This is a genomic window from Bowdeniella nasicola, from assembly GCF_900107735.1.
Classification (GTDB): Bacteria; Actinomycetota; Actinomycetes; order Actinomycetales; family Actinomycetaceae; genus Bowdeniella; species Bowdeniella massiliensis.
In genome coordinates this window covers 81,599-99,549 of record NZ_FNQV01000011.1, presented here as the reverse complement: position 1 = coordinate 99,549, position 17,951 = coordinate 81,599, and the positions used below count along the sequence as shown (strand labels likewise).

The 17,951-nt window shown below is 67.3% G+C and carries 18 protein-coding genes and 2 tRNA genes; 11 read left to right on the top strand and 9 right to left on the bottom strand.

All coding sequences use genetic code 11. The features are described from left to right. Positions 1–1,110, top strand: a 1,110-nt coding sequence (locus BLU67_RS09295) for an HNH endonuclease signature motif containing protein (RefSeq protein ID WP_143027395.1), incomplete at its 5' end; no start/stop codon positions are given. Positions 1,111–1,189: 79 nt separating this feature from the next. Here BLU67_RS09295 and BLU67_RS09290 read toward each other — a convergent pair. After that, on the bottom strand, positions 1,190–2,527 hold the full coding sequence (locus BLU67_RS09290) for a nicotinate phosphoribosyltransferase (protein WP_092565263.1): 1,338 nt from the start codon (positions 2,525–2,527) through the stop codon (positions 1,190–1,192). A gap of 71 nt (positions 2,528–2,598) precedes the next feature. Here BLU67_RS09290 and clpS point away from each other — a divergent pair, with 71 nt between their 5' ends. The 7 genes from clpS to rdgB are packed head-to-tail and all read left to right on the top strand — an operon-like array spanning position 2,599 to position 9,176. Continuing rightward, entirely contained in the window at positions 2,599–2,904 is a 306-nt protein-coding gene (gene clpS, locus BLU67_RS09285; RefSeq protein ID WP_092565261.1) for an ATP-dependent Clp protease adapter ClpS, read from the top strand. Next, on the top strand, positions 2,901–3,488 hold the full coding sequence (locus tag BLU67_RS09280) for a DUF2017 family protein (protein WP_143027394.1): 588 nt from the start codon (positions 2,901–2,903) through the stop codon (positions 3,486–3,488). The genes clpS and BLU67_RS09280 overlap by 4 nt, the downstream gene beginning before the upstream one ends. Positions 3,489–3,498: 10 nt before the next feature. After that, positions 3,499–4,305: a glutamate racemase gene (gene murI, locus BLU67_RS09275; RefSeq protein ID WP_092565257.1), complete on the top strand. Its 807-nt coding sequence runs from the start codon at positions 3,499–3,501 to the stop codon at positions 4,303–4,305. Beyond that, the gene (locus BLU67_RS09270; RefSeq protein WP_092565255.1) at positions 4,302–5,084 is read left to right on the top strand and encodes an MBL fold metallo-hydrolase; all 783 of its coding nucleotides are present in this window, start codon (positions 4,302–4,304) and stop codon (positions 5,082–5,084) included. Before murI ends, BLU67_RS09270 begins: the two co-directional genes overlap by 4 nt. Positions 5,085–5,097: 13 nt before the next feature. Further along, on the top strand, positions 5,098–7,722 hold the full coding sequence (locus BLU67_RS09265; protein WP_092565253.1) for a phosphoenolpyruvate carboxylase: 2,625 nt from the start codon (positions 5,098–5,100) through the stop codon (positions 7,720–7,722). Between the two features lie 9 nt (positions 7,723–7,731). Beyond that, the gene (gene rph, locus BLU67_RS09260) at positions 7,732–8,472 is read left to right on the top strand and encodes a ribonuclease PH (protein WP_092565250.1); all 741 of its coding nucleotides are present in this window, start codon (positions 7,732–7,734) and stop codon (positions 8,470–8,472) included. 32 nt (positions 8,473–8,504) lie between these two features. Continuing rightward, positions 8,505–9,176 carry an RdgB/HAM1 family non-canonical purine NTP pyrophosphatase gene (gene rdgB, locus BLU67_RS09255; RefSeq protein WP_092565281.1) on the top strand — a complete coding sequence of 224 codons (672 nt, stop codon included), beginning with the start codon at positions 8,505–8,507 and terminating at the stop codon, positions 9,174–9,176. Here the strand turns inward: rdgB and BLU67_RS09250 are convergent. The 4 genes from BLU67_RS09250 to BLU67_RS09235 form a co-directional block, all read right to left on the bottom strand. Further along, complete coding sequence (locus tag BLU67_RS09250; RefSeq protein ID WP_092565248.1) at positions 9,129–9,620, bottom strand: DUF3054 domain-containing protein; 492 nt, start codon at positions 9,618–9,620, stop codon at positions 9,129–9,131. The genes rdgB and BLU67_RS09250 overlap by 48 nt on opposite strands. 9 nt (positions 9,621–9,629) lie before the next feature. Then, a complete protein-coding gene (locus tag BLU67_RS09245; protein WP_092565246.1) occupies positions 9,630–10,172 on the bottom strand; it encodes a DUF4916 domain-containing protein in 543 nt (180 codons plus the stop codon). Positions 10,173–10,211: 39 nt separating this feature from the next. Next, a tRNA-Leu gene (locus BLU67_RS09240) sits at positions 10,212–10,296 on the bottom strand. Between the two features lie 55 nt (positions 10,297–10,351). Further along, positions 10,352–10,828 (bottom strand): peroxiredoxin, encoded by a 477-nt coding sequence (locus tag BLU67_RS09235; protein ID WP_092565244.1) that lies wholly within the window; start codon positions 10,826–10,828, stop codon positions 10,352–10,354. A gap of 115 nt (positions 10,829–10,943) precedes the next feature. Between BLU67_RS09235 and BLU67_RS09230 the strand changes: the two genes are divergently transcribed. Next, entirely contained in the window at positions 10,944–11,681 is a 738-nt protein-coding gene (locus BLU67_RS09230; protein WP_176780765.1) for a YggS family pyridoxal phosphate-dependent enzyme, read from the top strand. An 82-nt stretch (positions 11,682–11,763) separates the two neighbouring features. Beyond that, positions 11,764–13,059 (top strand): NAD(P)/FAD-dependent oxidoreductase, encoded by a 1,296-nt coding sequence (locus tag BLU67_RS09225; protein WP_092565240.1) that lies wholly within the window; start codon positions 11,764–11,766, stop codon positions 13,057–13,059. Positions 13,060–13,068: 9 nt separating this feature from the next. Here BLU67_RS09225 and BLU67_RS09220 read toward each other — a convergent pair whose 3' ends face one another. From BLU67_RS09220 to BLU67_RS09210, 3 genes are all read right to left on the bottom strand, one after another. Beyond that, entirely contained in the window at positions 13,069–13,605 is a 537-nt protein-coding gene (locus BLU67_RS09220) for an OmpA family protein (RefSeq protein ID WP_092565238.1), read from the bottom strand. Further along, positions 13,605–14,246, bottom strand: coding sequence for a hypothetical protein (locus BLU67_RS09215; protein WP_143027393.1), 642 nt, complete (start codon positions 14,244–14,246; stop codon positions 13,605–13,607). Before BLU67_RS09215 ends, BLU67_RS09220 begins: the two co-directional genes overlap by 1 nt. A gap of 215 nt (positions 14,247–14,461) precedes the next feature. Further along, positions 14,462–14,534, bottom strand: a tRNA-Lys gene (locus BLU67_RS09210). Positions 14,535–14,638: 104 nt separating this feature from the next. Between BLU67_RS09210 and BLU67_RS09205 the strand changes: the two genes are divergently transcribed. Then, the gene (locus BLU67_RS09205) at positions 14,639–15,283 is read left to right on the top strand and encodes a hypothetical protein (protein WP_092565234.1); all 645 of its coding nucleotides are present in this window, start codon (positions 14,639–14,641) and stop codon (positions 15,281–15,283) included. Here BLU67_RS09205 and BLU67_RS09200 read toward each other — a convergent pair. Further along, the gene (locus BLU67_RS09200) at positions 15,280–17,919 is read right to left on the bottom strand and encodes a DEAD/DEAH box helicase (RefSeq protein ID WP_092565232.1); all 2,640 of its coding nucleotides are present in this window, start codon (positions 17,917–17,919) and stop codon (positions 15,280–15,282) included. The genes BLU67_RS09205 and BLU67_RS09200 overlap by 4 nt on opposite strands. Positions 17,920–17,951: the final 32 nt, after the last annotated feature.

Genomic DNA, 17,951 nt, shown 5'->3' with positions numbered 1-17,951 from the left:
ACCACCATGACCGGGCACTACCCACCCGAAGCAGACGACCTCACCCACCTCACCGGAAACGACACCCCGGGCGGCCAGGACCCGACAGATCAGGATCCTTCCGAAGATCTCTTCAACGGCGAAGACCCATCTGATGGTCAGGATCCGTTCGATGGGCAGGATCCGTTCGATGGGCAGGATCCGTTTGATGGCCCCGGCCCCTACGGCAACGACGACCCCTCCGGTGACGACGACCCCTCCGGTGACGACGACCCCTCAGGTGAGGACGGCCCGTCAGGCAACAATGGTGGTGGCGGAAGCCCGCTCCCGAATAACCCTGGTGGCAATGGAAGTCATGGAGCCGATATGGAGGGCCCGGAAGCGGACTCCTTTGAAGATGATGCCGAGTCGCTTATCGACCGCATCATGTCCGACGATGACTTCACCTATGGCGACACCTCACGTCCCAGCGCCAGCGCCACGGAGCCGACAACCAGCACAACCGAACCAGAAACCATGGTGTTGACGCCGGCACCGCCCGCCCCGACGATCGTTGAGGACCCCACGGTCTCCTTCCCGGAGCGTTCCCGCCACATTTGGGACACACGCGAAGCAGACCGGGGACGAGAAACCCGCCTCGCTAGCAAGAAGCTACGGAAACTCCTAGCCCTCCGGGACGGGGGATGTGTCTTCCCGATGTGCACCGACCCACCCGAAGGATGCGTAGCGCACCATATTGTTTCGTGGGAAAGTGGCGGACCCACCAACCTCACCAACCTGGCACTCGTGTGTTCACGGCATCATCCCCGAGTCGAGAAACCACCCGACGACCCCAACAGCTGGACCATCATCATCGACCAAAACGGGATCCCAGCCGCAAAACCACCCAGAAGGATCGACCCCGACCAACAGCCCATCTACCATCCCCGGCTCACGCCACCGATATGCGATATCCCGCGCCCCAAAGGCAACACCGAAAGCAACGCACCACCCGGCCCAGACGATCAACCCCTCACCACCACCGCAGCAGCCGAGACAGCCGAGACAAACGCGGCAGCGCAGCCGCGCGGCTTCACCCTAGCCAACGACTGGCGCTTTGACGAAGCCCTCAACGGACCACCACCCTTCTAACGCACACCCGCGCAGCAACGACGAGCCCCCTGCCGCCAAACCGGTAGCAGGGGACTAGTCGTGTGAATTGAGCGAAAGCCTAGAGAACTTCCATGACGGTTGGGATCGCAGGCTCACCCTCGGACAGGCGCCATGCCTGGTAGGGGAGTTCTGCGCGGGAGGATTCGTGCCGCTTCCGGGCAGCGTCCAGGGCTGCAGGGCCGCGATGCTCCTCGTTGATCTCGCCGCCGCTGACGAGGTCCACCTGAAGGGGGCGTGCGCCGCGAGAGGCGAGGTAGTCGCGAGCTGCTTGCGGATCATCGCTGGCGACGACGAGCTCGACGGCGGCATGCCCTTCGGCAACGACGCGGCCGGCATACTTGCGACCTCCGATTGACTGCTTGGAGCTGGATTTCTTCGCCACCGGCGTCCACTGGCCGCTGTCATCCTGACGTGCCACGAGCTTGTACACGAGCTCTGCGGTGGGATGGCCAGAACCTGTCACGACCTTGGTGCCGACGCCATACGAGTCGACGGGGGCGGCGCCGAGCGCCGCGATGGCGTACTCATCGAGGTCCGAGGTGACGGTGATCTTGGTGTCGTGCGCGCCGAGATCGTCGAGCTGCTGGCGCACGGTGAAGGCCTGGGCGATGAGGTCGCCCGAGTCGAGTCGGACGGCCCCGAGCTCGCCTCCGGCGCGGCGGGCTGCGGCTACAGCGCGCTCCACCCCCGTTGTCACGTCGTAGGTATCGACGAGCAGCGTCGTGCCTGGGCCAAGGGCAGCGATCTGGGCGTCGAAGGCTTCCTCTTCAGAGTCGTAGAGCAGCGTGAAGGAATGCGCCGCGGTGCCGATCGTCTCGATTCCGTAGGAGCGTCCGGCCTCCAAAATGGAGCTGCCCGCAAAGCCGGCTACGACGGCCGCGCGCGCTGCGGCAACGGCGGCCTCCTCGTGAGTGCGGCGCGCTCCCATCTCCAGACATGGCCGGCCGTGGGCCGCGCTCGTCATGCGGGAGGCTGCGGCGGCGACGGCGCAGTCGTGGTTAAGAATCGCCAGCAGCACCGTCTCCAGCAGCACGGCTTCGGCAAAGGTGCCGGTGACGGAGAGCAGGGGAGAGCCCGGCAGGTAGCACTCGCCCTCGGCGTAGCCCGAGATATCGCCCGAAAAGCGGTAATCGGCGAGGAAGTCCAGCGTCTCATCGCTCAGCGTCGTTGAGTCCCGCAGATAGGCAATCTCGTCGGGGGTGAAACGGAAATCTTCGACGGCATCCAGCACGCGGGCGATTCCGGCGACGACTCCGTAGCGCCGGGTGGCGGGCAGTCGCCGGCCAAAAAGCTCGAAGACACTGAGCCGATCGGCGTGCCCGGAGGCGATCGCCGCGTCGATCATGGTCAGCTCGTACTTATCCGTTAACAGCGCCGTGGTGCGGGTCTCGGTCATGGGCTTAAGGCTACCCGCGTATCGTGCGATAACCGCGTTGCATCGCGACTTCGGGTGTCACAATGTGGGTGATGTCCAGCGCACTCGTGTCCGCCGGCTCGGCACCTATCGCCGAGCGAATTGAGCATGCCGAAACGCTCAGCGATCGCCCATGGCAAACAATCGTCTGGGACGATCCCGTCAATCTCACGAGCTACGTCACCTACGTCTTCCAGCGTCACTTTGGATATACCCGCGCGCGCGCGGAATCGCTCATGTGGCAAGTCCACCGCGAGGGCAAGGCCGTCGTCGCCTCCGGTGCCCGGGAGATGATGGCGCGCCACTGCGAAGCGCTGCACATCTATGGGCTGTGGGCGACGATGACGAAGGCACCATGATCGAACGTTTCATGCGGGTAGCGCGCGGCTACGCCTCGAGTCCCGATGCCTCCGTGCGGCTCATGGTCGCGCGCGCGGTGGAGGATCTTGGCGACATTCTTAACCGGCCGCTGGAGGCCGTGCCCGATGCGGGCTCCGATGACGCCGTGCTTGCCGCGCTCGATTTCGACATTGCCGATACGCAGGAAGACGCGGGGGACGATCCCGCGCTCGCGCGGCTGCTGCCGGCGATGAGCCTTGAGGACGCCGACCTCGCCGACGAGCTGCGCCTTGATACGCAGCGACGGATCCGCAACGCCAAGGCTCGCCAGCTTCGGCTGCTGCACGACATTCTGCTATCCGACGATGACCGAGTGCTCGTGCCCTATGGCAGCGAGCACGAGGTGCTGTCCGCACTCACCGATGTGCGACTGCTCATAGCCGAGCGGCTGCAGATCCGTGACGCGGATGACATCGACCGGCTGCGCGATGCCCACGAGGCGGGAGATCGTGCGACGACGGTGCTCGCGGAGGTCTACGCATTCCTCACGTGGTGGCAGGATTCACTCTTGCAAGCTATGGGCGCTGCGGAGCCTTCACCGTAGGCTCCCTTCTATGAGCGCTGCACCCATCGGCATGTTCGACTCAGGCGTCGGAGGCCTGACGGTGGCGCGCGCCGTCATCGATCAGCTGCCGCGTGAAAGCGTGCACTACATCGGCGATACCGCCCACTGCCCCTACGGCCCCCGGCCGATCGCGCAGGTGCGTTCCCTCGCGCTCGACATCATGGACGAGCTCGTAGACCAGGGCGTCAAGGCCCTCGTCATCGCCTGTAACTCGGCGTCATCGGCCGCGGCTCACGACGCCCGCGAGCGCTACACGCGTGGCAAGGGCATCCCCGTCATCGAGGTCATCCACCCTGCGGTGCGCCGCGCCGTGGCCGCGAGCCGCAATGGCCGCGTCGGGGTGATTGGCACGGAAGCGACGATCACCTCCGGGGCGTACCAGGATGCGTTCTCCGTCGCGCCTGGCCTGACAATCACCGCCGCGGCCTGCCCGCGCTTCGTCGAGTTCGTCGAGGCCGGCATCACGACGGGCGACGAACTGCTCGCGATCGCCGAGGACTACCTCGCGCCGATCCGCGACGCCGGGGTAGACACGCTCGTGCTCGGCTGCACCCACTACCCGCTGCTGACCGGCGTCATCTCCTACGTCATGGGGGAGGACGTCACGCTTGTGAGCTCGGCTGAGGAAACCGCGAAGGACGTCTACCGTCGCCTGACCGCGACGGGAATGCTCGCGCCGGCCGATAGCATCCCGCGCCACCAGTTCCGTGCGACGGGTGATGCGCGCGCCTTCCAGCAACTCGCCTCGCGCTTCCTAGGCCCGGAGGTCACCGCGGTCGAGGAGGCCGTGACATGAAAATCACCGTCGTAGGATGCTCGGGCTCGATGTCCGGACCGTGCTCGGCTTCGAGTTGCTATCTCGTGCAGGCCGACGATGCGGCTGGCCGTCGCTGGTCCATCGCGCTCGATATGGGCTCCGGGGCGCTCGGCGCGCTGTGGCAGCACTGCTCACCGGCAGACCTCGATGGCATCGTTTTGTCGCACATGCACGCCGATCACATGGTCGACATGATCGGGATGCACGTCTTTCGGCGGTGGCATCCCGACGGGCCGCTCGGGCCGATTCCCGTGCTCGCGCCGGCGGGGGCCGTGGATCGCGTCCGCGGCGTCGGCGGCGATGGCCCCGAGGAAGACTACGCGGCCGAATTCGACTTCATCGAGCACGATCCGCAAGCCGTGCGAACCATGGGGCCCTTCACCGTCGAATCGTTTCCCGTCTGGCATCCCGTCCCGACGTATGCGGTGCGCATCACCGGGCCGTCGTGCGAGCGGGAGGGCTCCGTGACGCTGTCGTATTCGGGTGATACCGACTACTGCGACGGCGTGATCGAGGCCGCGCGCGGGACGGACCTGTTCCTGTGCGAGGCGGCATTTCGCGAGGGGATGGACACCGTGCGCGGCATCCACCTCACGGGCCGCCGGGCAGGCAAGGTCGCCAAGGCGGCAAAGCCGGCAACACTCGTGCTGACCCACATCCAGCCGTGGACGAAACCGCACGATGTTCTTGCGGAGTGCCTCGACGAGTGGCAGGGGTCCACCGCGATCGCCCAGGCCGGAGCGACCTTCACAATTTAGGTACCCTGGGCGCATGCCGAATTCACGTGTTGCCGCCCGCCGCAGCCTGCCCGATGATCTTCGCAGCGACGTCCGCCTTCTTGGCGATGCGCTCGGCCGGGCCCTGACGCGCTACGGCGGGTCCGAGCTGCTCGACGACGTGGAGCAGTTGCGCAGCGCCGTCCTTGCCGCCGTCGAGGAACCCGATGCCTCACTCGCGGACGCCGAACAGATCGTCGCGGACTTTAGCCCCGGCCGCGCTATCGAGGTGGCCCGCGCCTTCGGCGTCTATTTCCATCTCGTCAACCTGTGCGAAGAGGCCTACCGGGTGCGGATCCTCATCGCGCGCGACGATCCGGCGGCCGAAGCTGAGGCCCCGGCCGGCCATTCGCTCGCGACGGCCTACCGCGCTGCCGTCGCCGAAGTGGGCGAGAGCGAGGCCACGGGCCTGCTCGCGAGCCTGCGCTTTCACCCGGTGCTCACGGCCCACCCGACGGAGGCTCGTCGTCGGGCCATCACCGCGCCAATTCGCGCGCTCGTCGCCCTCGTCAACGACCGGCATGCGACCGCCTCGGTGCGGCGGCTGCGCGAGATCGACCGCGAGATCGAGCGGCATGTGGAAACGCTGTGGCTGACGGCGCAGCTGCGGCCCACCAAACCGGAGCCGCTAGATGAGGTCGCGACGGCGCTGTCCGCGGCGCGCGCGACGATGTATCCCGTCATTACCGAATCGCTGCACCGCTTTGCCGACTCGCTCGCGGCGTGGGAGATGCCGGCGCCCGAACTCGCGCCCTTCATGCGCCTGGGAAGCTGGATTGGCGGCGATCGCGACGGGAATCCGTTCGTGACCGCGACGATCACGCGCCAGGCCGCGGCGATGGCGCACGAGGCGGCGATCGCGCTGCTCGCCGCCGATGCCGAAACTGCCGGCAAGGCCCTCACGCACGATGATCGTTACACGCCGGCAAGCTCCGAACTCGCGGCGCTGCTGTCCGATGTGCGCGAGCGTGATCCGGAGGCCTTTGCGCTCATCGAGCGCGATGCGCCGGGCGAGCCGCACCGCCAGGCGATCCTCATGATTCGCCAGCGGCTGCTCGCGACGGCCGCGCGAAACGCGGACCTTGGCTACGACACGAGCGAGGAAGCGGCCCGCGACGTGCGCCTCGTGATGGAATCGCTCGCCGCCCAGGGGGCAACGGCCGCGGCGAGTGGTCCCGTGCGCGATCTCGCGCGTCACCTGGACGCGATCGGCTTCCACTTCACCGAGCTGGAAGTTCGTCAGCACTCCGCCGTCCACCGCCAGGTCCTTGCCCACCTGGCAGGCGAGGACATCGCCTGCGCGGTTGAGCCGGAGGAGGTCCTCGACGTCTTTCGTGCCATCTCCTCGATCCAGCGCAAATACGGCCCGCGCGCGGCGGGGCGCTACATCGTCTCCTTCACGCAATCGGCCGACGATATCGCCAACGTCTACCGGCTCGCCGCGCACGCCGCCGCCGGCAGCCAGGTGGCGACGCTCGACGTCGTGCCGCTGTTTGAGACGTTCGCGGATCTTACGGCCGCCCCGGACATCCTCGCGGAGATGATCGAACTGCCGCAGGTGGCAGAGCGGCTAGCCGCTAACGGCCATCGCCTCGAAGTGATGCTCGGCTATTCGGATTCGGCCAAGGACGTCGGCCCCGTTGCCGCCACGCTCGCGCTGTATGAAGCCCAAACGCGCATCGCCGAATGGGCACATGCATCCGGCATCCAGCTCACGCTCTTTCATGGCCGGGGCGGCGCGCTAGGCCGCGGCGGCGGCCCCGCCCACCGCGCGATCATGGCCCAGCCGCCGCATTCCGTTGCGACGCGTTTCAAGGTCACCGAGCAGGGCGAAGTCATCCAGGCGCGCTATGGCGTCAAGGAGATCGCGACGCGCCACGTCGATCAGGTGGCCGCCGCGAGCCTGCTGTCCTCGCTGCCCTCCCACGAACGCCTGCTGAACGAGGCCGCCGAACGCTATCGCGAGCTTGCCACCACGCTCGATCGCGTCAGCCGTCAGGCCTTCGCCGCGCTCATCCACACCGAGGGTTTCCCGGCGTGGTTCGCCACCGTCACGCCGCAGGAGGAAGTGGGCTGGCTTGCGCTCGGCTCGCGCCCCGCCAAGCGTGGCCTGTCGGTGACATCGCTAGAGGACCTGCGCGCGATCCCGTGGGTGTTCGCCTGGACGCAGGCGCGGATCAACCTCACGGGCTGGTATGGCCTCGGCTCCGCGCTCGCGGCGCTCGATAACCTCGAGCTGCTGCGCGAGGCTTATAAGCGCTGGCCGCTGTTCGCCACCCTCATCGACAATGCCGAAATGTCGCTCGCCAAGGCCGATCCGCGCATCGCGCACAAGTACCTGGCGCTCGGCGACGACGACGCTTTGGCAACGCGCGTCATGGACGAATACCGCCTCACGCGCGAACTCGTCATGGCGGTGCTTGAGCGCGATGAGCTCCTGGGCGGCCACCGCATCCTGTCCCAAGCGGTGCACATGCGTAACCCGTATGTCGACGCGCTCTCGCTGCTGCAGCTGCGCGCGCTTGGTGCGGTGCGCGAGGGGCGCGACGACGAGCTCGATCGCCGGCTGCTGAAAATCACGATCAAAGGTGTGGCGGCAGGCTTGCAAAACACGGGCTAACCTTGAGACATGGCATTGTCTCGCGCTGACGGCCGCGCCGTCGACGAACTGCGTCCCATCTCCTTTAGCCGTGGCTGGCTGGATGCCGCCGAAGGTTCCTGCCTCGTGGAATTTGGCGGCACCCGCGTGCTGTGTGCCGCCTCCTTCTCGCCCGGCGTGCCGCGCTGGAAGGTGGGCTCGGGCAGCGGCTGGGTGACGGCCGAGTACGCGATGCTGCCGCGCGCCACCTCCACCCGCTCCGCGCGCGAATCCGTGCGCGGCAAGATCGGCGGCCGCACCCACGAGATCTCGCGCCTCATCGGCCGCAGCCTGCGCGCCGTCGTGAGCCTGGATGCGCTCGGCGAAAACTCGATCACGCTGGACTGCGACGTGTTGCAGGCCGACGGCGGCACGCGCACCGCCGCGATCACCGGCGCCTACGTCGCCCTCGCCGACGCGATCGCCTGGGGCAAGGCCAACGGCCACATCCGCGAGCAGCTGCGGGTCCTGACGGACTCCGTGGCGGCCGTCTCCGTCGGCATCGTCAACGGCACGCCGTGCCTGGATCTGCCCTACGTCGAGGACGTCGCCGCCGATACGGACATGAACGTCGTCGTGACCGGCAGCGGGAACTTCGTCGAGGTCCAGGGCACGGCCGAGGGCGTCGCCTTCACTCGCGAGGAACTCAATGCGCTGCTCGATCTCGCCGTCGTTGGCACGAGCGAACTCACCCGGCTGCAGCAGGCGGCCCTAGCACAGGAGCTTTCATGACCGTTCCCACCGACGGCGTCCCGGGCGGCCAGATGGCCCAGGCCCCCGGCGTCGATCTGACCTCCGCGCAGGTGCCCGACGGCGCCCGCCTCATCCTCGCGACGCGCAATGAGCACAAGGTCGGCGAGTTGCGCACGATCCTTGCCGAGGCGATCCCTGATCTCGCCGAGGAGGCGCTGATCTCCGCCGCCGACGTCGCCACTCCCGAGCCCGTGGAGGACGGCGATACGTTCGCCGAAAATGCGCTGCTGAAGGCCCGCGCCATGGCACGCGCGACGGGGCTTATCGCGATCGCCGATGATTCGGGGCTCGTCGTAGAGCTCATGGGCGCAGCCCCCGGGATTTTCTCCGCGCGCTGGGCCGGCAAACACGGCGACGATGAGGCCAACAACGAGCTGCTGCTCGCCCAGATGCAGGACCTGAAGGAGCATGACCGCGATGCGAAGTTCGTGTGCGCGGCGGCCATCGTCACGCCGCAGGGGGAGGAACACGTCGAGCATGGCGAGCTCAAGGGCCGCTTGCTCACCTCGCCGGTCGGCGATGGCGGCTTCGGCTACGATCCCATCCTGCAGCCCAACGGGCACGCGCGCTCCCTGGCGCAGATGAGTGCAGCGGAAAAGAACGCGATGAGCCACCGCGGCCAGGCGTTTCGTGCGCTAGTGCCGCGAATCGTCGCCGCGCTTGCGCAGCAGGGCGCGCGCTAGCCGCCAGCCAATAATCGTCACCGCGAGGAACGCGCCGGAGACGGCCATGAAGGCCGGAGCGTTCGTCTGCCCCAGGAACAGCCGCCCGAGCATGCCCACGAGCCACGTCCCTGCGGCGACGGCAATGCCCGAGCTCGCGACCGCCATCGGGTGGAAATAGCGCACCACGAGCAGGTGCGTCATATAGGTTCCGGCGAGGAACGGCATCGCGGTGGAAAGGATGTCCCCAAGCCCGAGCGATTCGCTGTGTGAGGCCCGGCCGATCACGGCGAGCGCCACGACGGCGAGCGTGTCGAACAGGAGCGCATACAGCAGCGTCGGGTCCGATGAGGCCCCGAGCGGGCGCGGGCCGTCGTCCGGCTCATCGACGTTGCTCGCGTCGATCAGCCGATCCGGATCGGAATCGGGCAGGTGAGCGTCATCCATCGAGTCTGGGTGGGCCATGGCACCAGCCTATCGGCAGGACGCGGCGAGCTGGGCGATGATCTCGGCGTGCCCGCTCGCGAGCTCCGTTGCGAGGGAAGCGCTGCTGGCGTCCGCGATCGGGTACCAGTCAAAGCCGAGGCAATCGCCGTCGACCTGCACATCGCCCGCGATCGGTACGACGTAGACGAGCGAGACCGCGTGCTGGCGCGGATCGTAGGAGACCTGCCCGCCCTCGCCATCGAGGGTGTGCGGGAAGTACTGCCGCACGGTGAACGGCACGAGCGAGGTGGGCAGCTGGGGCAGTGCCATCGGACCGAGGTCCTTATCGAGGTTGCGCTGCAGCGCCTGCCGGATCGTCTCAAGGTAGAGCACGCGGCCGGAGACGAGCGCCCGCTCGATGCGATCGGAGCGGGGCGCCCCGAGCAACAGCCCGACGTGCGTGATCGCTCCATCGTCGGCAAGGCGCACGGGAATCGCTTCGACGTAGAGCAGGGGAACGGAGGCTCGGATGAGTTCGAGCCGCTCGGGATCGAGCCACGGGCCGCGGTCAGAGGACGCCACACCAGACATGTCTCGATTGTGCCAGCATGGTGCGAGAGTGTGCCAGCATGGTGCGCGAGGCGGGACTTGAACCCGCACGTCCGAAGACACTGGAACCTAAATCCAGCGCGTATACCAATTTCGCCACTCGCGCGCGCCCGAAAAACCGGGCGTCTTTACTGTAATGGACAAGCGCCCGGAGGCGAAAATTAGTTCCCGACGCCAAGCAGTTTTGCCACGCGCGCCACATGCCCGGTGGCCTTGACGTTATACAGCGCGTGCGCGACGGTGCCGTCCTTGGCGACGACGATCGTTGAGCGGATGACGCCGGTGACCGTCTTGCCGTAGTTCTTCTCGCCCCAGGCGCCGTAGGCGCTCATGATCGACTTGTCCTCATCGGAGGCGAGCGGGAAGTTCAGGCCCTCGGCCTCGGCAAAGGCGGCGAGCTTGCTGATCGGGTCGGGCGAAATCCCGACGAGGCGGTAGCCGGCGTCCTTCAGTGCGGAGTGATTGTCGCGGAAATCGCAGGCCTCGGTGGTGCAGCCGGGCGTCGCGGCGCGCGGGTAGAAGTACACGATGACGCCGGCCTCAGCTTGCTCCAGTAACCCATCGAGTGACACCGACCCCTCTACGGTCGGAAGAGTGAACTCGGGCGCAATATCGCCGGTGTCCAATCGCTTGCTCATCGCTGACCTTCCCTGAACGTCTCGCTACTAGCCATGAAACTATCACCAATCGCCCAGCTGGCTAAAACCAATGGGCGACGATGATCGCGAGGGTGCGCTGGCGTATGGTAAGGGCGTGAATGAAACCGAGATTTGTCGCAATTTTGCGCAGGTGAGGGCCGACGTGGCGGGCCTGGCGGAGCAGGCTGGGCGCGAGGCGGAAAGCGTGGCGGTGATGTGTGCGGTCAAGACGCAATCCGCCGAGGCGATTCGCGCGGTGATCGGATGTGGCGCGCGGGTGCTCGGGCACAACCGGGTGCAAGAACTCGTCGCGACGGGCAAGGACCTGCGCGCCCACGGGCTCGATGTCGAGTTGCACATGATCGGGCCGCTGCAGCGCAATAAGGTCAATCACGCGCTGCGTTGGGCGACGGGCATCCAGACGCTGGATCGCGCCGAGCTCATCGAGCGCGTCGCCGACTCCCTTGAGCGCCTCGGTGGCGAGTCCGAGATTGCGCGACGGGGGCGCACGGCCCTGGACGTCATGCTCCAGGTCAACGTCTCGGGTGAGGAGTCCAAGAACGGCTGCGAGCCGGCCGAGGCGCTCGAGCTCGCCACGCAGATCGGCGCCCGGGTAAACCTTGCGCTCACCGGCCTCATGACGATCGGGCCGAACACGGCAGATGCGAGCGCGATCCGCGGCGCCTACCGCCAGCTGCGGGAGCTAGCCGAGCAGATTCGCGCCAGCGGCGCTCCCGGCACCGGCGAATGTACCCAGCTGTCGATGGGGATGACGAACGACCTGCCGGAGGCGATCGCCGAGGGCGCGACGCTGGTGCGCGTCGGGCGGGCCGTCTTCGGGGAGCGGTCCTGACTGGCGCGAAATCTGTGCCAAGATAGACCTCATCATCCTGTGAGCCAGCTCATGGTCGAGCGCGAGTGAAGGTGAGGCAACTGTGGCGTTAGCTGCCCCGGGGTCCAAGGTCATTGTTATAGGAGCGGGCCTCGTCGGCCTGAGCACCGCGTTTTATCTGCGACGGGCGGGCTATGACGTCACCGTCGTGGAGCGCGATCAGATCGGCTCGGGCGCCTCGCGCGGCAATGCGGGCGAGATTACGCCGCTGACGGCCGTGCCGCTGGCGGGCCCGGGCATGATCGGCGAAGTCTTTAAGGGGCTCGTCTCCCGCTCCGGGCCGCTCACGTTGACGCCACTACGCGCCGCGCGCCTCATGACGTTCGGATTCGGCTTCATGAAGTCCTCGCTGCCGACGTATACGAGCCTCGGCGTGGCGGCGATGGTGCAGCTTGGCGCCGGCGCGTTGGCCGCCTTCGACGAACTCGCCGCGGCGGGCGTTGAGGTCAGCGGCGGCGGCACGGGCTTCCTGTACACCGCCGAGGACGAGGCCCACGTGCGGGCCTTTCACGAGGTGCTGACGCAGCGCTCCAGATCCGGCGTCGCGGATGCGCCGGGGCCGCTGCTCACGGGCGAGGAGCTCTGGCAGACCGAGCCGACGCTCTCGCGCGCGTGCAGCGCGGGTTTCATCGACTACGGCGCGCGGTGGATTGATCCGGGCCGCTTCGTCGAAAGCCTCGGTGAGGTCGTGAAGGCCGACGGCGTCGAATTCCTGGAAGGCGCCCGCGTCACGGGGCTGCACGCGGGCGATCACCCGAGCATCGACTACCTGCACCAGGGGACGCGGATCAACCTCGCGGCCGATCACGTCGTCGTCGCCGCGGGCGCGTGGTCCAGCGAGCTGGTCAAGCCCTATGGCGTCCACCTCGGCGTCGTTCCCGGAAAGGGCTATTCCTTTACCGTCGCCGCCGACGAGCTGCCGCGCCACCTCATTCACCTCTCCGATGCGCGCACCGTGCTCGTCCCGATTTCCGGCGCGCTGCGCGTCGTCGGGGCGATGGAGATCGACGGCACCTATGAGGCCTTCCACCCCGATCGCATCACGATGATCAAGCGGGTAACGGCGCCGCTGGTGCGCGGGATTCGCTGGCATGACACGAGTCATGAGTGGGTGGGGCCGCGGCCGATGACCGCCGACGGCCTGCCGATCATCGGGCAGCACGCTAAGCTGCCGCGCGTCACGCTCGCCACCGGCCATAACATGCACGGGCTGAGCCTCGGGCCGGTCACGGGCAAGGTCGTCGCGCACCTGCTGGCCGGCACGGACGTCGAGATCGCGGGGCGGGACGTCGAGGTGGAGAAATTCTCGCCGTCCCGCCTCGCGCGGTTGCTGTCCTAGCGGCGCTCGCTAGGGCGCCTCGTCGGCGAAGGTGACGAGGATGTCGACGCGGCGGTTGAGCGCGCGGGCGGCCTCGACCTCCTCCGCGCTGCCGCATTCCTTGGCGATCGGCACCGTCGCGCCCTTGCCGGCGGCGGTGATCGTGACCTCGCCGAGCGCATCCTTCAGCGCTGCCGCGACGGCCGCGGCGCGATCGTTGCTGAGCTGCTGATTGTCGACGGCGCCCTGCACGGAGTCGGTGTGGCCGACGACGCTAATCGTCTCGATGGTGCGCTCTTTCCACTGGCTCGTCGCCGCCGACAGGATCTCACCGGCGCGGGCCGTGAGCGCCGCCGAGTCCTTATCGAAGTTGACGTCGGCCGCGAGCCGGATCTCCTGGCCGTCGGCCGCGGTGGCTGTCGTCGCGGCGTTGTCGATCTCCTCGTAGACGGCGACGATGTCCTCAATCGGCGCGACGATGTCATAGACGGTGTCGTCGGGCGCGGCCGGAGCCAGACCGATGGACGCGGCAAGGGCGATGGCTGCGGGGGCCGCCCACGTCGCCATTAGTCACGCACCACCGGCACGTTGTGGACGCCACCGATGCCCGGCAGCGTCACGGTGACCTCCGTGACGTCCTCGGGCAGGGAAGCGACCTGGGTGTGCAGCGTCGTCGAGCCACCCGCCTGCAGGTTGCCTTCGTCGGTGCGCGAGCACAGGCACCTGTCCGAGGTATCGAAGGCAGCGCGGTGGATCTTCTTGTTCTTGTCGTCGGTCACAGCGATGCCGCGGGTGGAGTTTTGCAGGGTGCTGTCCTGCTTGTCGCTGTTGGGGATCGAGATATCGCCGTTGGAAAACATGCCGACGAGGGGGACCGCGGCGCTCCTCGTGTTGGTCACGACGACATTGACGGTGGCGAGGGTGCCGTCGTCGCGAATGGGAAGGATATCGACCTTGAAGGCGCCCTCCTTGAACGAAAACTCGCGGCTGGCGGCCGGGGCATCCGCCCCCTTGGGCGCGGCCGATTCGGAATCTGAGGTGGTCTCGGAATCGGGGGCGGTCGTCTCGGTGGTGGCGCTCTCCTCGCTCGTTGGCGTGGGCTGCGTCGTCGGCGATTCCTTGGCGTTATCGCTGTTGGAGGTGCAGGCGGCGAGGGCCAGCGTGGCGGCGAGCAAGCTTGCGGCTGCTGCGGTCGTCAATTTTCGCATGACCACATCTGTGACGTTAACGCTCCATCGACGCAACTATGGTGGATGTGTCACGTTGTCCATCAGTTGTGGAACAGCGAGAGGTCTTAATATTGGTAACGTCGGCGTGGCCGAGTGCCGTCCACAACGCGAAACGAAAGAAGCTAGCGGGTTACGCCCGTTGAATGTGCCACAGATATGACGATGCCCCCGGCGTGTTGCCGAGGGCTTTCGTGTGCGCCAACAGGGACTCGAACCCCGAACCCGCTGATTAAGAGTCAGCTGCTCTGCCAGTTGAGCTATTGGCGCGGCGTCTTTCGACCTCAGAAACATTACCGCGCGCTTTGCTGAAAAGACAACTCGGAAACCCCCGATATCGGGCCGCTGTGCGTAAGCTCACCTAAGCTGGCGATATGGTCGAGCGTTTCGGGTGGTTGCGGGGGATAGCGATCCCCACCTCCGTGGCGCTCGCGGTCCTTGCGCTGCTGATCGCGATGGCACGCCCGGTGCTGGGGTTCGTTGCCGAGAGTATTGACGCGGCGGCGCTGGGCGAGCAGCTGCGCTCGCCGGGGGCGCCGAGCTGGGCAGCGATCGGGGCCTTTGCGGCGGCGGTGGCGATCTTTGCGCTCGCGCCGCTTGGGGCCTTTGCCCTGTGGTTTGTGCGGCGTCGTACCGGGTGGGGCGCCGCGGCGCGCTTTGTGCCGGTGGCGATCGTCGTGCTCGTGCTCATGCCCGTCGTGATCGCCACGGTGCGCGCGGTGCAGGATTGGTGGGTCCAGGGCGGAGAGCTCGTGCGGATCCCGACCTACTTCACGCGCTGGTTCACCTCCCAGGCGAGCGTCGCGACGGACGTGGCTGCGGCGCAGGTGATGGGGCCCGCGATCGCGGGCGCGATCCTTGCCGGGTGGGTCGTGCTCGCCGCGACGATCCTCATCGGGGCCTTCGTCCACCCCGGGCGCGAGCGTGAGGATTGGGTCTTTTCCTATCCCGTGGCACTCGGCTCGGTGGCGTTAGCGCTGCTCGTCGGCGTCGTGGGCGGCTGGGTGCTGCTGGTCTAGGCGCCGACCTCGGCTACGCGACCGGCGAGCAGCACAGGGCGGCGCTGCTCATCGGAGGCAGCCAGATCGACAAGGACGCGCAGCGACCAGGCGTGATCGTCGTGCGGGTCCTGCAAGATCTGGGTGATGGCGAGCAGTCGCTCGGTATCGGCGTAGGACTCATCGAAGCCGAGGAGCTGCAGGTCGGCGGCGTCGGGATCGGGTGCGAAGGTCAGGTAGGAGGAGCCGCGCGCCTGCGGGCCGGTTCCGATCCATTCGTATTCCTCGAAGTACGGGTCGATCGCATCGGCCCAGTCGTCGGCGGAAAAATCGCGCGCGGTAAAGCGCTCGGCGAGCTCGTCGTAGCGTTCGCGATCGAGCAGCTGGAGGACGTCCATGAGCTCGCTGCGGATCGCGGTGCGCAGCGCATGCGGGTTGGCGCTGAATGCGACGCGACCGGACTCGTCGGCGCCAAAGGCACGTTCGGCGCCGTCGGTCGCGTCGGGATCGACGCGGCGATCGGTATCGGGGTCCGCGAGCTGTTCCCATTCGTCGAGCAGGGAGGAATCGACGGCGCGGATGAGGGCGGCGAGCCACTCGATGATGCCCGCCATCGCCTCGGTGCGCGCGGCCTCGGGCAGGATCTGACGCAGCGAGCGGTAGACGTCGGTGAGGTAGCGCAGAACGACGCCCTCGCTGCGCCCGACGTCGTAGCGGGAGATGAGGTCCGAAAACGTCATGGCGTTCTCGATCATTTCGCGCACGACGGACTTGGGCTGCAGCTCGCGGCCAAGGACCCACGGGTTGGTACGCGAATAGGTGGCGAATGCCGGCTCGAGCAGGTCTTTCAGCGGCTCGGGCCAGGTCACCTCTTCCAGCAGGGCCATGCGCTCGTCGTAGTCGAGTCCCTCGGCCTTCATCGCCGCAATCGCCTCGCCGCGGGCCGCGTTGCGCTGCGCGTGCAGCAGCGGCATGGGGCTCTCGCAGACGGCCTCGATGACCGAGACGACGTCGAGCGGATAGGTTTCGGATTCGGGTTCGAGCAGTTCGATGGCGGCGAGCGCGAACGGGGAGAGCGGCTGGTTGAGCGCGAAATCCTCGGGCAGGTCAGCCGTGAGCCGCAGGCGCGGCGTGCCCTCGCGCCTAGCCTGCTCGCTGGAGACGTGTTCGATGACGCCCGCCTGGCGCAGCGAGCGGATGACGTGGACGGCCTCGCGCAGCAGGTGGTTCGACTCGCCGACCTGCTCGTGGGTGGCGCTCAGCAGGTGGTAGAGGTGGGCGACGGGATCGCCCGGGCGCGCCAGCACGGAAAGCACGAGTGCGTGCGTGACCTCCATGTGGCTCGTGAGCGGCTCGGGATCGGCGGCCACGAGGCGCTCGAAGGTCGATTCCGTCCAGTTCACGACGCCGACGGGCGCCTTCTTGCGCGTGATCTTCTTGACCTTCTTGGGGTCGCCGTCGGCCTTTTTCAGCGCGGCGGCGTTCTCAATGACGTGTTCGGGGGCCTGGACGACGACGTCGCCCATTGTGTCAAAGCCCGCGCGGCCGGCGCGCCCGGCGATCTGGTGGAATTCGCGCGCGCTGAGGTGGCGTTCGCGCACCCCGTCGAACTTGGTGAGTTTGGTCAGCACGACGGTGCGGATCGGCACGTTTATGCCAACGCCGAGGGTATCGGTGCCGCACACGACGGCGAGCAGGCCCGATTGGGCTAGGCGCTCCACGAGGCGGCGGTAGCGCGGGAGCATGCCCGCGTGGTGCACGCCGATGCCGCGGCGCACGAGCTTGGACAGCGTCTGGCCAAAGCCCGGCCCGAAGCGAAAATCGCCGAGGACCGCGGCGATTCTTGCCTGCCGGTCCTTGTCGATCAGGGTGACGCTGAGCAGGGCACTCGCGCGTTCGACTGCGTCGCGCTGGGAAAAATGCACGACATAGACGGGCGCGCGGTGGGTGTGGACGAGCTCGTCGAGGAGTTCGTGGATGGGCTCGATCGAGTAGGAGAAGTTCAGCGGCACGGGACGGGTGGCGCTCGTGACGGTGATGACCTCGCGGCCGGTGCGATCGGTCAGGTCGCGTTCGAAAAATGCCGTGTCGCCGAGCGTCGCCGACATGAGGATGAACTGGGCGTGCGGGATCTCGAGCAGCGGCACTTGCCAGGCCCAGCCACGCTGCGGGTCGGAATAGAAATGGAATTCGTCCATCACGACGCTGTGAACGTCGAGGTTCTCGCCCTCGCGCAGGGCCTGCATGGCGAGGATCTCCGCGGTGCAGCAAATGATCGGAGCGCCCGGGTTGACGGCCGCGTCGCCCGTGATCATACCGACGTTGGCGGAGCCGAAGAGGTGGATGAGGTCGAAGAACTTCTCCGAGACGAGGGCCTTCAGCGGCGCGGTGTAATAGGTGCGGCCGCCGGCCGCCAGCGAATTGAGGTGGGCGGCGAGGGCGATCATCGACTTGCCGGAGCCCGTCGGGGTGGCGGCGATCGTATGCGCGCCGGAAACGATGGCGAGCACTGCCTCGGCCTGGTGGTCGTACAGCGGGCGGCCGCTGCGCTCGGCCCAGTCGGCAAAGGCACTCGCGATGGCGTCGGGATCGGTGGCGAGCCCCGCGTCTTCCAGGTCGTCGAGCACAACGTTGAGGGCAGGGTTCAGCGCAGACATGCCCCCATCATCCCAAATCGACGTAGGCTTGC